The organism is Streptomyces atriruber (genome assembly GCF_001418325.1).
Classification (GTDB): domain Bacteria; phylum Actinomycetota; class Actinomycetes; order Streptomycetales; family Streptomycetaceae; genus Streptomyces; species Streptomyces atriruber.
This window is the reverse complement of sequence record NZ_LIPN01000131.1, coordinates 1-13,796: the sequence shown is the minus strand read 5'-3', so window position 1 is coordinate 13,796 and position 13,796 is coordinate 1. Positions and strand designations below refer to the sequence as shown.

Annotated in this window: 11 protein-coding genes; 9 read left to right on the top strand and 2 right to left on the bottom strand. The window is 72.3% G+C overall.

Going from position 1 to position 13,796, the window contains the following annotated elements:
- From AOK03_RS44020 to AOK03_RS15450, 6 genes are all read left to right on the top strand, one after another.
- The coding region (locus AOK03_RS44020; RefSeq protein ID WP_244177627.1) for an SDR family NAD(P)-dependent oxidoreductase at positions 1 to 3,609 on the top strand (3,609 nt) is incomplete at its 5' end.
- Positions 3,606 to 4,040, top strand: coding sequence for a nuclear transport factor 2 family protein (locus AOK03_RS15470; RefSeq protein WP_055565832.1), 435 nt, complete (start codon positions 3,606 to 3,608; stop codon positions 4,038 to 4,040). The genes AOK03_RS44020 and AOK03_RS15470, both read left to right, overlap by 4 nt.
- Before the next feature lie 39 nt (positions 4,041 to 4,079).
- A complete protein-coding gene (locus AOK03_RS15465) occupies positions 4,080 to 4,493 on the top strand; it encodes a nuclear transport factor 2 family protein (RefSeq protein ID WP_055565831.1) in 414 nt (137 codons plus the stop codon).
- Positions 4,490 to 5,935 carry an NAD(P)/FAD-dependent oxidoreductase gene (locus tag AOK03_RS15460; RefSeq protein ID WP_079074737.1) on the top strand — a complete coding sequence of 482 codons (1,446 nt, stop codon included), beginning with the start codon at positions 4,490 to 4,492 and terminating at the stop codon, positions 5,933 to 5,935. The genes AOK03_RS15465 and AOK03_RS15460 overlap by 4 nt, the downstream gene beginning before the upstream one ends.
- 332 nt (positions 5,936 to 6,267) lie before the next feature.
- A complete protein-coding gene (locus AOK03_RS15455) occupies positions 6,268 to 7,485 on the top strand; it encodes a S1 family peptidase (protein ID WP_055565830.1) in 1,218 nt (405 codons plus the stop codon).
- A gap of 155 nt (positions 7,486 to 7,640) precedes the next feature.
- Positions 7,641 to 8,549 (top strand): hypothetical protein, encoded by a 909-nt coding sequence (locus AOK03_RS15450; RefSeq protein ID WP_055565829.1) that lies wholly within the window; start codon positions 7,641 to 7,643, stop codon positions 8,547 to 8,549.
- A gap of 36 nt (positions 8,550 to 8,585) precedes the next feature.
- On the opposite strand, the gene AOK03_RS15445 is transcribed toward AOK03_RS15450, so the two are convergent.
- Both AOK03_RS15445 and AOK03_RS15440 read right to left on the bottom strand, forming a co-directional pair.
- Positions 8,586 to 8,792 carry a hypothetical protein gene (locus tag AOK03_RS15445; RefSeq protein ID WP_055565828.1) on the bottom strand — a complete coding sequence of 69 codons (207 nt, stop codon included), beginning with the start codon at positions 8,790 to 8,792 and terminating at the stop codon, positions 8,586 to 8,588.
- A gap of 82 nt (positions 8,793 to 8,874) precedes the next feature.
- Positions 8,875 to 10,323, bottom strand: a complete 1,449-nt coding sequence (locus AOK03_RS15440) for an aldehyde dehydrogenase (protein WP_055565835.1) — start codon at positions 10,321 to 10,323, stop codon at positions 8,875 to 8,877.
- A gap of 220 nt (positions 10,324 to 10,543) precedes the next feature.
- On the opposite strand from AOK03_RS15440, the gene AOK03_RS15435 reads away from it, so the two are divergent.
- The 3 genes from AOK03_RS15435 (at position 10,544) to AOK03_RS15425 (ending at position 13,578) form a co-directional block, all read left to right on the top strand.
- Entirely contained in the window at positions 10,544 to 11,620 is a 1,077-nt protein-coding gene (locus AOK03_RS15435; RefSeq protein ID WP_055565827.1) for an alpha/beta fold hydrolase, read from the top strand.
- A 71-nt stretch (positions 11,621 to 11,691) separates the two neighbouring features.
- Positions 11,692 to 12,180, top strand: coding sequence for a TetR/AcrR family transcriptional regulator (locus AOK03_RS15430; protein WP_055565834.1), 489 nt, complete (start codon positions 11,692 to 11,694; stop codon positions 12,178 to 12,180).
- Between the two features lie 159 nt (positions 12,181 to 12,339).
- On the top strand, positions 12,340 to 13,578 hold the full coding sequence (locus tag AOK03_RS15425) for a cytochrome P450 family protein (RefSeq protein ID WP_055565826.1): 1,239 nt from the start codon (positions 12,340 to 12,342) through the stop codon (positions 13,576 to 13,578).
- The last annotated feature ends 218 nt before the right edge of the window (positions 13,579 to 13,796 follow it).

Here is a 13,796-nt window from a genome sequence, read left to right as displayed (position 1 = left end):
GCCGTGGAGCTCGCGGACGGCAGCAGTCATCTGCTGACCGGGCGCATCTCGCCGCGCGACCAGACGTGGCTGGCCGAGCACCGGGTCATGGACAGCGTGCTGTTGCCGGGTTCCGCCTTCGTGGAGCTCGCGCTGCAGGCCGCGGTGCGCACCGGCTGCGAGGAGCTGGCGGAGCTGACGCTGCACACGCCGCTCGTCTTCGGGGACGAGGGCGCGGGTGCGGTGGACCTCCAGGTGGCGGTCGGCTCCGTGGGCGAGGACGGGCGGCGCCCCGTGTCCGTCCACTCGCGGCCGACGAGTGAGGGCGAGGAGGTCGTATGGACGCGACACGCCGCGGGCGTGGTCGCTCCCGCGGGGGCGGTCGCAGGGGACGCGTCGCTGGGCGGGGTCTGGCCGCCGCCCGGGGCCGCTCCCGTCGGCGGGCAGGACCCGTACGGCGAACTCGCCTCGTACGGCTATGACTTCGGGCCCGGTTCGCAGGGGCTCGTGACCGCCTGGCGGCTCGGGGAGGACCTTTACGCCGAGGTGGCGCTGCCCGAGTCGGAGAGCGGCGCGGCCGACCGGTACCAGGTGCACCCGGTCCTGCTCGACGCGACTCTGCACGCGCTGATCCTGGACGCGGTCACCTCGTCCGCCGACACCGATCAGGTGTTGCTGCCGTTCTCCTGGAGCGGGCTGCGGGTGCACGCGCCGGGTGCGGACAGGCTGCGGGTACGGATCGCACGCACCGCACCGGACCAGCTGGCCCTGACGGCCGTGGACGGCGGTGGGGCTCCGGTCCTGACGCTGGAGTCGCTCACGGTGCGGCCGGTGGCCTCCCACCAGATCGCGGGCGCCCGCGCGGCGGACCGGGACGCGCTGTTCCGGCTCGTGTGGACGGAGGCGGCCGCGCACGCCGATGCGGGTGGCGGCGGCGCTGTGCGTGCCGCTGTCGTCGCGCCCGCCGGGCAACCGCTGGGCGCGGCGATCGCCGACGCGCTGTCCGGCTCTCCTGTGCGGGACACGTTCGCCGCGCTGCGGGACGGTGTGGCGGGCGGGGACGGGGTTCCCGATGTCGTGCTCGCCGTGTGCGCCACGCCCTCTGCGGGTGGCGCGGATGGCACGGGTGGGGCTGTGGACGCTGCCGGATATGCGCGGCTGGCTGCCGTGACGCTGCTGTCGCTGCTCAAGGAGTGGGTCGACGATCCCGCCTTCGCGGCGAGCCGACTCGTCGTGGTCACGCGGGGCGCGGCCGCGGCACGGCCGGGCGAGGCCGTCGGTGATCTGCCGGGTGCGTCGCTGTGGGGTCTGGTGCGCAGTGCGCAGGCCGAGAATCCGGGGCGCCTCACGCTGCTCGACCTGGATGCGCTGGAGGCTTCCCTCGTCGCGCTGCCGGGCGTACTGGGCTCCGGTGAACCGGAGTTGGCGCTGCGGGACGGGCGGGCCTTCGTGCCGCGGCTCGTACGCGACGACGCCTCCGCGCGGCTCACGCCGCCGGTCGGTGCGCCCACGTGGCGCCTCGCCGGGGGCGAAGTGGGCAGTCCCGGGGGGCAGTTGGCTCTGGTCGATGCGCCGGAGGCCCGGCGGGTCCTGGAGTCGCACGAGGTGCGGGTCGCCCTGCGGGCCGCCGCGCCGGATCCGGGCCCGCTCGCGGCGGGCCAGGTCATGGGTGCCGGTGTCGTGACGGAGGCCGGCGGGGAGGCCGGTCCCGTGGCGGTCGGCGACCGGGTCATGGGACTGTTCGACGCGGTGGGGCCGGTGGCCGTCACCGATGCCGCGCTGCTCACCCCGGTTCCGGCCGGGTGGAGTTGGACGCAGGCGGCCGGATCCTTGGGCGCCTATGTGGCCGCGTATCACGTGCTGGCGGATGTCGTGGTGCCGCGTGCCGGGGAGACCCTGCTCGTCGCGGAGGGGACCGGCTCCTTCGGGCGGGCGGTGACGCACCTTGCGCGGCGCCTGCGCACGGAGATCGTGGACGGGGCGGCCGACGTCACCATCGGTCGTGACGGAGCGCTCGTGGTCCGGCGCGCCGGGGCCCCGGACGACGGGCAGGCGGTCGCGCCGCCCGAGCCCGGGCGCGTACGGGAAATCCTCGCCGAACTGGCGGAGCCGCCGGTCACCGGCGCCTCGGAGTGGGCAGGGCCGAGGGGCGACGACGGCCTCGTGCCCCTCGGCGTCACCGCGTGGGACATCCGGCAGGCCCCCGCCGCGGAGGCCGCCCCGCCGTCGGCGGGCACCACCGTGTACACCCTGCCCGTCGCCTTCGACCCCGACGGCACCGTCCTCGTCACCGGCGGCACCGGGGCCCTCGGCGCCCTGGCCGCCCGCCACTTGGTGGGCCGCCACGGAGCCAGGCACCTGCTCCTGGCCAGCAGGCGCGGCGCCGACGCGCCGGGCGCGCTCGAACTGGCGGCGGACCTCTCCGCGCTCGGCGCCCGGGTCACCTTCGCCGCCTGCGACCTCGGCGACCGGGACGCGGCGGCGGCGCTCCTGGACTCGGTGCCTGCGGAGCATCCGCTGACCGCCGTCTTCCACTGCGCGGGCACCGTGAGCGACGCCGTGGTGCAGAACCTCACGGCCGAGCAGGTCGAGGAGGTGATGCGGGTGAAGGCGGACACCGCGTGGAACCTGCACGAGCTGACGCGGGACGCGGACCTGTCCGCGTTCGTCCTGTACTCCTCGGTCGCCGGGCTCCTCGGCGGCCCCGGCCAGGGCAGCTACACGGCCGCCAACGCGTTCCTGGACGCGCTGGCCCGGCACCGGCAGGACGGCGGGGCGGCGGCGACCTCCCTGGCGTGGGGCTACTGGGATCTGGAGAGCGGCATGTCGGGGCGGCTCACCGACGCCGACCGGGCACGCCACGCCCGGGCCGGTGTGGTCGGGCTCGGCGCCGACGAGGGCCTCGCCCTCCTCGACACGGCCTGGGCCGGTGGTCTGCCGCTGTACGCGCCGGTCCGCCTGGACCTGGCCCGGATGCGCCGGCAGGCCGAGAGCCGCCCCGCTCCGGCACTTCTGCAGGACCTGGTGCGCGGCGCCGGGAGCAGGGGCGGCGGCTCCGTCTCGGCGGGCGCGTCCGCGCTCCTCAAGGCGCTCGGCGCGATGTCCGACGCCGAGCGGGAGGAGGCGCTGCTCGACCTGGTGTGCACGCACATCGCGGCTGTTCTGGGGTACGACGCGGCCACGCCCGTCAATGCGAACCAGGGGCTGCGGGAGCTCGGTTTCGACTCGCTGACCGCGGTGGAACTGCGCAACAGGCTCTCGACCGCGACGGGTCTGAAGCTGCCCGCCACGTTCGTCTTCGACCACCCGAACCCGGCGGAGCTCGCCACGCATCTCCAGCAGGAGCTCGCGCCGCGCGCGGCGGATCCGCTCGCCGACGTCCTCGCGGAGTTCGAACGGCTGGAGAACTCGCTCCTGTCGGTCTCCGCGAAGGACGGCACGGCACGGACCGAGCTGGCCGGTCGGCTGCGCGCCACGCTGGCCCGGCTCGACGTGCCGCAGGAGACCGCCGACGAGGCCGGGGTGGCCGCCCGCATCCAGGACGCGTCGGCCGACGAGATCTTCGCGTTCATCGACCGGGACCTCGGCAGGGACAGCGGCAACGGACAGGCAGTGGAGGGACAGCGATGAACGAGTTCGCCCGCAAGAAGCGTGCCCTGGAGCACAGTCGGCGGATCAACGCCGGGGACCTGGACGCGATCGTCGAGCTGTACGCGCCCGACGCCGTGGTCGAGGACCCGGTCGGCCTGCCGCCCCTCACCGGGCACGACGCGCTGCGCGCCCACTACGGGCTGCTCCTCTCCTCGCACCTGCGCGAGGAGGCGGCCGAGCCCGTCGCCGGTCAGGACGCCACGCATGCGCTGATCCAGATCACCTCCGTCATGGACTACCTGCCCCTGGGCCCGCGGTACGCCGAGCGCGGCTGGCTCAAGGCCCCCGACGCCCCGGAGACGGCGCGCCTGCGGCGCACGGCGATGCTCGTGATCCGCATGGACGCGTCCGGCCTCGTCCGGCACCTGAAGTCGTACTGGGGCACATCCGATCTCACGGTCCTCGGCTGAACCGCCAGCCCAGGTCTGCCCACCCTTCCTGGAGGTGCCATGCCCGACGAGGCCGCGCGCAAGCAGATGGCCATCGACTACGCCCAGCGGATCAACGCCGGTGACATCGAGGGCGTCCTCGACCTGTTCACGGACGACATCGTCTTCGAGGACCCCGTGGGGCGACCCCCGATGGTGGGCAAGGACGATCTCCGCAGGCATCTCGAACTGGCCGTCTCCTGCGGTACGCACGAGGTGCCCGAGCCGCCGATGACCTCGATGGACGACCGCTTCGTGGTGACGCCGACGACGGTCACCGTGCAGCGGCCGCGGCCGATGACGTTCCGCATCGTCGGCATCGTCGAACTCGACGAGAACGGGCTCGGCCGTCGGGTCCAGGCGTTCTGGGGAGTCACCGACGTGACCATGGACGGGCCCGCCGAAACCACCCACCCCGAAGGGATCCGCGCGTGACCACCACCCGACCCGCCCACGCCGTCGTGCTGGGTGCCAGCATGGCAGGCACCCTCGCGGCCCACGTCCTGGCCCGCCACGTCGACGCCGTCACCGTCGTGGAGCGCGACGCCCTGCCCGCGGAGCCTCAGCACCGCAAGGGGGTTCCGCAGGGCCGCCACGCCCACCTGCTGTGGTCCAACGGGGCGCGCCTCATCGAGGAGATGCTGCCCGGCACCACCGACCGGCTGCTCGCGGCCGGTGCCCGCCGTCTCGGCTTCCCCGAGGACCTGGTGACCCTGACCGGGCAGGGCTGGCAGCACCGCTTCCCCGCCACGCAGTTCGCGCTGGTCGCCAGCCGCCCCCTGCTCGACCTGACGGTACGTCAACAGGCTTTGGGCGCAGCGAACATCACCGTCCGGCAGCGCACCGAGGCCGTCGAGCTCTCGGGCAGCGGGAGCCGGGTCACCGGTGTCGTCGTGCGCGATCTGGAGAGCGGCGCGCAGGACACCCTCGACGCCGACCTGGTGATCGACGCCACGGGACGCGGCTCCCGGCTCAAGCAGTGGCTCTCGGCGCTGGGCGTGCCCGCCCTCGAAGAGGACGTGGTGGACGCGGGCGTCGCCTACGCCACCCGCCTCTTCACGGCCCCGCCCGGTGCGACGACCCGCTTCCCCGCCGTCAACATCGCCGCCGACGACCGGGTCCGCGAGCCCGGCCGCTTCGGTGTGGTCTACCCCATCGAGGGCGGCCGCTGGCTCGCGACGCTCTCCTGCACGAGGGGAGCCCAACTACCCAGCAGCGAGGACGAGTTCCTGCCCTTCGCGGAGAACCTGAGCCATCCGATCCTCGCCGAGCTCCTGCGCGAAGCGGAGCCGCTCACCCCGGTCTTCGGCTCGCGTTCCGGCGCGAACCGCCGCCTGTATCCGGAGCGGCTCGACCAGTGGCCGGACGGTCTCCTCGTCATCGGCGACTCGCTGACCGCGTTCAACCCCATCTACGGGCACGGCATGAGCTCGGCCGCGCGCTGCGCCGACACGATCGACCGCGAGTTCCGGCGGAATCCGCAGGGCGGTGAGGGATCCGCGCTCCTCCTCCAGAAGGCGATCGGCGCGGCCGTCGACGACCCGTGGATCCTGGCCGCGACCAAGGACATCGACTATGTCAACTGCCGTGTTTCCGCCACGGACCCGCGGCTCATCGGCGTGGACACGGAGCAGCGTCTGCGGTTCGCCGAGGCCATCACGGCCGCCTCGATCCGCTCACCCAAGGCGTCCGAGATCGTCACGGATGTGATGAGCCTGAACGCGCCGCAGACCGAGCTGGGCTCCAACCGCTTCCTGATGGCGATGCGCGCCGACGAACGGCTTCCGGAGCTGACGGCTCCCCCGCTGCGACCGGAGGAGCTGGCCGTGGTGGATCTGGATCCGGCCAAGATCACGCCTGCGGCCGTACGCTCCTGACGCGTCGCCGCTCCGACGTACGACCCCTGACGACCCCTGACGGCCACTGGCGGCCCGCTGACGGCCACGACGGCCACGACGGCCCTCACCGAAGCACCGGTGAGGGCCGTCGGTCATTCCCGCGCCCAATAGCCGATGCGGAATCGTGCCGTTTTTACAGTTCCCTTGATGTTCTGTTAAAAGCTGCCCTTGTCGCAGACCTTGTTGAAGGGCTGAGCACTGGGCCAGAGTTCATGCCGCAACGAGCCCCACGCTCGCTGCCAGGCAGGAACCCACCCCCCAATTTCCCGTATTACCGGAGAGTTCCTGCCTGCCATTCGGAAGGAATCAGTGTGTCGCATTCTCGTAGATACAGATTCGCCGCCGTGGCCGCCCTGCTCTCGGCATCAGTGGTCGTGGGAACCCAGGCCACGGCGCAGGCACAAGCACCGGTGAAGGACGCCGCCCCCGCCGCGCGCTACCAGCCGGAGATGGTGCGGGCGCTCGCCGCGTCGCTCGGTGTGAGCGAGAAGGCCGCGGTCGAGCGACTCGACCGGCAGGACGCCCAGCAGGCGCGTCTCGCCGAGTTGAGGAAGAGCGGGATATCCGAGGACGGGGCGTTCTTCGACGCCTCCGGCAAACTGACCGTCAACGCGGACGACAGCGCCGATGTCACCGCCATCGAAAAGGCGGGCCTCGAAGCCCGCGTACCGGCCCGCGGCCAGGACAAGCTCGACGGGATCAAGGCGCGGCTCGACGCCGCGGCCGACCGACGCGCGCCCGCCGGTGTCGTCGACTGGGCCGTCGACCTGGCCTCGGACAAGGTCACCGTGAAGGTCAACAGCGACCGCGGGGCGGCCGCCAAGGCGTTCCTCGCCGAGGCGGCGACGTACGGCTCCGCCGTGAAGATCGTTCGGGACCAGGAGAAGCGCGCGCCGCAGGCCGCGATCTCCCCCGGCAGCAAGATGACGATCAACGACACCAACGGGTGGTGCTCCGTCGGCTACGGCGCCCACGACCGGTCCGGCAAGCAGTACCTCGTCACCGCAGGCCACTGCGTCGCCGGTCTGCCCACCCTGCGCTACAACGGCACCGCGTTCGCCAAGGGCTCCCACACCCGCTTCGCGGTCGGCACCAACAGCGTCGACATGGGCGTCGCCGCCATCAACTCCGGTCACTCGATCACGACCAAGGTCGGCACCTGGGGCCAGGCCGGCAACGTCGCCGTGAACGGCAGCAGCCGCGCCGCGTCCGGCGCCACGCTCTGCAAGTCCGGCGCGACCACCGGGTGGACGTGCGGCAAGGTCGGTTCGTACAACGTCTCCGTCACCTACGTCGACCAGAACGGCGGCCCCGACACGGTCGTCACGGGTCTCGCCACCTCCAGCGTCTGCACCGAGGGCGGCGACAGCGGCGGCGCGTACATCTCCGGCAACCAGGCCCAGGGCATGACCTCCGGCGGCCCGGTGAACCAGCAGTGCACCGGGGGTGTGAACTCGCGCGGCTCCTCCTACTTCCAGCCGCTCGACGACGCCCTCTCGTACTACGGGCTGACGCTCAACACCGACTGACCGGCCTTCGGGGGAAGACCAGGGGCCGCCCACCGGCTAAGGTGGGCGGCCCCTGGTCGCCTGTGTGGCCTGAAACCGCCGTTGAGTCGCCTTCATCGGAGCGAGGGATCGCGCACCCAAGAGCCGATGGTGCCTCCCGCCCGCCGAAAGACGCCATGCCGAACATCCCCCACCCCGAAGGGCCCGATACGACCTTCGCGACCGTGTTCCGCCAGGCCCTCCAACGGCGTGGGCTGCCCCTGGAACGCATACGCGACCACCTCAGGGCCCAGCAGATCACCGTCAGCCTCGCCACCCTCAGCCACTGGCAACGCGGACGCAGCCAGCCGGAGCGCGCCCAGTCCCTGCGGGCCGTCGACGCGCTGGAGCCGCTGCTCAACCTGCCCACGGGCGCCCTGCGCTCACTGCTCGGCCCGCACCGGCCGCGCGGCGGGCCCCCACCGCTCGACCCGACCGTCGCCCGCACGGTCTACGGTGAGAACTCGGACGTGGAACAGGCCCTCGGTGACGCGTTCCGACGGTTCAACGAGGGGCTGCGGCCGCTGACCGTCCAGGAGACGGTGAGCCTGGACGAACACCGGTCCATTCACGAGACGTCGATCACCACCGTGGTGCAGGCCGTCCGCGACGCCGTCGAGCACCTGACCGTCGTCCACTTCCTCGACTCCCCGAAGGCGGGGACGGTCGACCTCGCCGTCCCCTTCGGGCCGCCGCCGCCCAGCCGGTTCCTGCCGGAGCTCGGCTGTGTGGCGGCCGACATTCCCCTCGGACGGCAACTGGCCAGGACCGAGACCGCGGTGGTCGCGTACACGCTCCGGTCCGCCTCGGACGTCTCCCACCAGCACGAGCGCCGCGTCACCACACCGCTCAAGGCCTATCTGCTGCACGTGCGCTTCCATCCCCGGGCGCTGCCCACCGGCTGCTGGAGCTATCAGCGCGAGCAGATCGGCGCCGAGCCCCGGCACCGCCGCCGTACCGCCCTCGACGCCTTTCACACGACCCATCTGCTGCCCACGCACTGCAAGCCGGGCGTGTACGGGATCGAGTGGGAGTGGCCGGACTGACGGCGGCGTTCGACCGCCGGCCGCCGACCGCCTGGGCTAGAGCCCCAGATCGAGCGCCAGGCACGAGTAGTACTTCCACGAGCCCTCGGGGTGGTAGGCGCCCGGCTCCGTGCCGCTCCGACCGGTCGACGCGCCTTCGGTCATGTCCTCGAAGCGGATGCGCTCGGGGAGGTGACCGAAGCGCTCGTGGCGCGCCGCGGCGGCGCCGCCGTCCGCTCCGGCACCTACGAGTTCCTTGTCCATGGGGATCTCCACTTCCACTGGCTGCCGCACGACTACTCGTCACCACTCTAGCCGGTGACGCGCCTCCGCGTCTGCGGCCGGGTCACACGGTGATGGTTTTGTACTCGGTGTAGGTGCCGAGGCCTGCCGCCCCGTACTCACGGCCGATGCCGCTGGCCTTGAAGCCGCCCAAGGGCCCGTCGAAGGCCAGGGGCGCGCCGTTGACCGTGACGGTGCCGGTGCGGACGCGGCGGGCCACCGCCAGGGCGTGCTCCTCGTCGCGGGACCAGACTCCGCCGGAGAGGCCGTAGTCGGAGTCGTCGGCGATGCGGACGGCGTCGTCCTCGTCGTCGTAGGCGATCACGGCGAGGACGGGGCCGAAGATCTCCTCGCGCGCGATGCGCATGGAGTTGTCCACGTCGGCGAACAGGGTGGGGGTGACGTAGTTGCCCCCTTCCAGGCCTTCGGGGACCTGCGGGCCGCCGGTGACCAGGCGGGCGCCCTCTTCGATGCCGATCCGGATGTACTCGCGCACGCGCTCCTGCTGGCCGCGGCTGATCATCGGCCCGATGAAGGTCTCGGGGTCGCTCGGATCACCGACCCGCAGCGACCCGACGAGCTCCGCCAGCGCGGCCACGATCTCCTCGTACCGGCCGCGCGGGGCCAGGATCCTGGTCTGGGCGATGCACGACTGTCCGTTGTTGAGCAGGGAGCCGAACCTGGCGCCCGCCACGGCCTTCTCGATGTCGGCGTCCGGGAGGATGATCGCGGCGGACTTGCCGCCCAGCTCCAGGCTGACCCGCTTGAGCTGTCCGCCGGCGATCGAGGCGATGCGGCGACCGGCCCGCGTCGAGCCCGTGAAGGCGATCTTGTCGACGTCCTCGTGCGACACGAGGTGCTCACTGGTCGCCCGGTCCGCGGGCAGGACGCTGATCACCCCGTCGGGCAGGCCGACCTGCTCCAGCAGTTCGGCCAGCAGGCCCATGCTCAGCGAGTTCTCCGGGGAGACCTTGAGGACCACTGAGTTGCCGGCGACCAGGGCGGGGATGATCTTCGACGTCGCCGAGGAGAACGGCGAGTTCCACGGGATGACCGCCGCCACGACACCGACCGCCTCGCGGCGCACCACGCTGCGCACGGAGGAGGCCGGGTCGGAAGGGGCAAGCGTCTCCTCCCAGGCGAATTCCTCCGCCGCTTTCAGATAGGCGTTCGCCTGCCGGGTCAGGCCGGACTGTCCCGCGCCGGCGAACCAGCGCGCCGAACCGCCCTCCAGCGACATCAAGTCGGCGATCTGCTCGGCGCGCGCCTCGCGCAGCGCGTTGAACTTCCGCAGGGCCTCGATCCGCTCGGCGGGCGCGGTCAGTCGCCACGTGCCGGAATCGAAGGACGTCCGAGCGGCGGCCACCGCCCGGTCGACGTCCGCCGGCCGCGCCTGGGCGGCGCGGCCGACCGGCGACCGGTCGTGCGGCGAGGCGATGTCCAGCAGCTCCGGGCTGCTCGGCCGGACCCAGGAGCCCCCGATGAAGAGCCGGGTGTGGTGACGCGTGGACATGCGCAGTTCCCCTTCCGCGGTGAGTTCGATGCCGTACACAAATGCCACATCAACGTAGCACTTAGATACGTTAGTGCCGCATGAAGATGCGAAGCCATCGCTAGGCAGCCGATCGCGTGGCGATTTTGCGTCACCCCTTTGACTGGTGACGCACGGCGTGCCAGGGTCGCTGTGCCACAGCCGCCCGGAGCGCCGGGTCATGGATGACGGAGGACTTCCGATGATGGACAGACGTACGTTCAGCAAGACGGTCGGCCTGGGGGCCGGAGCCACGGGCGTTTCACTGGCCGGACTCGGCGGCCCGGCGGCCGCCGCGCCCGGCGCACCCGCTTCGCCCCGGCCGGGAGGAAGCCCCGCGTCCACCGGACCGACGTCCGCCCCCACCGCGTTCCCCGCGCTGAAGCACGTCAAGGCGGGCGTCCTCGACATCCACTACGCCGAGCTCGGACCGGCCCACGGCCCCGTCGTCCTGTGCCTGCACGGCTGGCCGTACGACATTCACAGCTTCGTCGACGTCGCCCCGCTCCTCGCCGAGCAGGGGTACCGCGTCATCGTTCCGTACCTGCGCGGACACGGCAGCACCCGGTTCCTGTCCGGACGCACGCCCCGCACCGCCGAGCAGTCGGCCATCGCCCTCGACATCGTCGCCCTGATGGACGCGCTCAAGATCCACCGGGCGGTGCTCGCCGGTTTCGACTGGGGCTCGCGCACCGCCGATGTCATCGCGGCCCTGTGGCCCGAACGCGTCAAGGCCCTCGTGTCGACCGGTGGTTACCTCATCACCGACATCGCGGCGCAGCAGGAGCCCGCGGCCCCTGCCGTGGAGCACAACTGGTGGTACCAGTGGTACTTCGCCACCGAGCGCGGCAAGAAGACCATGGAGAACCCGGAGGACCGCATCGCCCTGTGCCGCTACGTGTGGACCCTCGTCTCCCCCGACTGGGACTTCGACGACGCCACGTTCGAGCGCACGGCCCGGGCGTTCCGCAATCCGGACTACGCCGCCATCGTCCTGTTCAACTACCGCTGGCGCATCGGCCTCGTCCAGGGCGAGCCCCGCTACGACCGTTACGAGAAGCGGCTCGCCGCCCGGCCCGCCATCCACGTGCCGACCGTCACCCTCGACGCGGCCCTGGATCCCTTCACCCCGCCCGGCGACGGTTCGACGTACCGCGATCACTTCACCGGGCCGTACGACCACCGCACGATCGCCGACGTCGGACACAACCTGCCGCAGGAGGCGCCCGCCGCTTTCGCCCGGGCGGTCGTCGACGCCGACCTCCTCGGGGCACGCTGATCCATAGAATCGGTGCGGTGAGAGCCGACGCAGCACGCAACCTGGAATCCGTCCTGACCACCGGCGCCCGGATGCTCGCCGAGGACCCCGGCGCCAGCATCGCGGGCATCGCCGCCGAGGCAGGCGTGGACCGGCGTACCGTCTACCGGCGTTTCGCGTCCCGCGAGGACCTGCTCACCGCCATCCACGAAGCCCGCCTCACGGCCATCGAGCGGGCCATCGAAGAGGCCAGGCTGCGCGAAGCGCCCGTCGCCGTCGCCCTGCACCGCTACGTCGAGAACATCATCACCGTCAACCGCACCTGGCCCGTCGACCTCGCCCGCATGCTGAGCGACGAAGCCGTCCGGCGACGCCGGAACGCCTCCGTGGAAGAGGTCGACGCCTTTCTGCGGCGGGCCCGCGACGAAGGTCTGCTCCGCCGGGACCAGCCCGAAGGGTGGGCGAGCGTGCTGCTGCCCCAGCTCATGCACCTGGTCTCACGGAACATGCCCGAGCTCGGCCCCGGTCAGGCGGCCGACGTCGTCGTCGACACCCTGCTCCACGGCATCGGAACCTCCTGACGCGGCGAGGGGACGGACCGGACCACAGCCCGACCGCACCCGCACCCGCACCCGCACCCGCACCCGCACCGGATCGTTCGCACCACGACAACTCCATTGCCGTGCACGGGTGTCCGGACGCACGCGGACGCCCGTCCACGACTGAGACGGGAGAAGCGCATGAGCCCTCACGAGCAGTGCCCTCACGAGGGGCACCGGGTAGTCATCGATCCCGCCTTCAAGGCGGACGCGCCCGCACGGTACGCCCGGCTCCGCGAGCACGGGCCCATCCACCCGGCCGAATTCCACCTGGGCCTGAAGGGCTGGGTGATCGTCGGCTACGAACTGGCACGGGAGGCGCTGACGCATCCCGCCCTGCTCAAGGACGCCACCCCCGCCGCCGCGGCACTGGCCGACGCCGGTTACGTCCTCCACAAGCCCTCGGTCGGGCTCGGCGCGCAGATGATGGAGGCCGACCCGCCCGAACACACCCGGCTGCGCCGACTGGCCGCGGCCGCCTTCACCCCGCGCCGCACGACGGACCTGGCGCCGCGCATCGAGCGGATCGCCCATGACCTCGTCGACGCGTTGCCGGTCTCGGGCGAGACCGACCTCGTAGAGGCGTTCAACACCCCGCTGCCCGCCCAGGTGATCGCGGAGCTCCTCGGCATCCCGCACGAACATCACCGCGACTTCAGCCTGTGGTCGGGGCAGGCCCTCCAGGTGGCTTCCGCCGAGCACCGCACGGCGCTGACGTCCCTGCACGGACTGCTGGCCGGCCTGGTCGCGGACAAACGCCGTCGACCGCAGGACGATCTGCTGTCCGCCCTGGTGGCCCTGCGCGATCACGACGACGGACGGCTCTCCGAGGAGGAGCTCGTCGGGACGGCCATGATGCTGGTCGTCGCGGGCCACGAGAGCACGGTGCACCTGCTGGGCAACGCCGTGCTGGCCCTGCTGCGCCGCCCGGAGCAGCTGCGGTTGCTGCGCGAACGGCCCGACCTCATGCCCGGCGCGGTGGAGGAGTTCCTGCGCCACGACACGTCCGTCGAGCGCTCGACGAGCCGTTACGCCGCGCGGGACATCACTCTGGGCGGGGTGCCGATCCCCCGCGGCAGCATGGTCGTCGTCGCTCTCGGCTCGGCCGGGCACGACGCCCCGCAGGCCGACGGCGACATCCCCGACGGCCTCGACGTGACGCGGCCGGGCGCCCGCCACCTGGCCTTCGGCCACGGCATCCACCACTGTCTGGGCGCCCCGCTCGCCCGTCTGGAAGCGACCATCGCCCTGCGCACCCTGCTCTCCCGCGTGCCCGAACTGGAACTCGCCGTCCCACCGGACCAGCTCGACTGGATCGGTTCCGGGATCATCCGCGGCGTGCTGCGGCTGCCGGTGCGCTACCGCGTGGCGTCCGCGTAACCGGACCGGCAGGTGATGCGGCGTCTTCGGACGCGACGGGCCAGACCGGAACCGGGGCCGGACACCTGCTACGCTCCGAAACGACCTGGACCAACTTGATCGAGGAGTCGCAGACGTGGCGGGTGAAGACGACATCTCCGGATGAGATCCGGATGTGACAGGCCACCGGTCGGCGCCGTGAGTGCGCTGTCGGCATGGCCCTGTTCGTCGTTCCCTCC

Bases quoted from the DNA above. Each gene is read 5' to 3' on its own strand.
- AOK03_RS15470 (WP_055565832.1), top strand. From the start codon at position 3,606: ATGAACGAGTTCGCCCGCAAGAAGCGTGCCCTGGAGCACAGTCGGCGG.
- AOK03_RS15440 (WP_055565835.1), bottom strand. From the start codon at position 10,323: ATGTCCACGCGTCACCACACCCGGCTCTTCATCGGGGGCTCCTGGGTC.
- AOK03_RS15435 (WP_055565827.1), top strand. From the start codon at position 10,544: ATGATGGACAGACGTACGTTCAGCAAGACGGTCGGCCTGGGGGCCGGA.
- AOK03_RS15445 (WP_055565828.1), bottom strand. From the start codon at position 8,792: ATGGACAAGGAACTCGTAGGTGCCGGAGCGGACGGCGGCGCCGCCGCG.
- AOK03_RS15465 (WP_055565831.1), top strand. From the start codon at position 4,080: ATGCCCGACGAGGCCGCGCGCAAGCAGATGGCCATCGACTACGCCCAG.
- AOK03_RS15425 (WP_055565826.1), top strand. From the start codon at position 12,340: ATGAGCCCTCACGAGCAGTGCCCTCACGAGGGGCACCGGGTAGTCATC.
- AOK03_RS15450 (WP_055565829.1), top strand. From the start codon at position 7,641: ATGCCGAACATCCCCCACCCCGAAGGGCCCGATACGACCTTCGCGACC.
- AOK03_RS15430 (WP_055565834.1), top strand. From the start codon at position 11,692: ATGCTCGCCGAGGACCCCGGCGCCAGCATCGCGGGCATCGCCGCCGAG.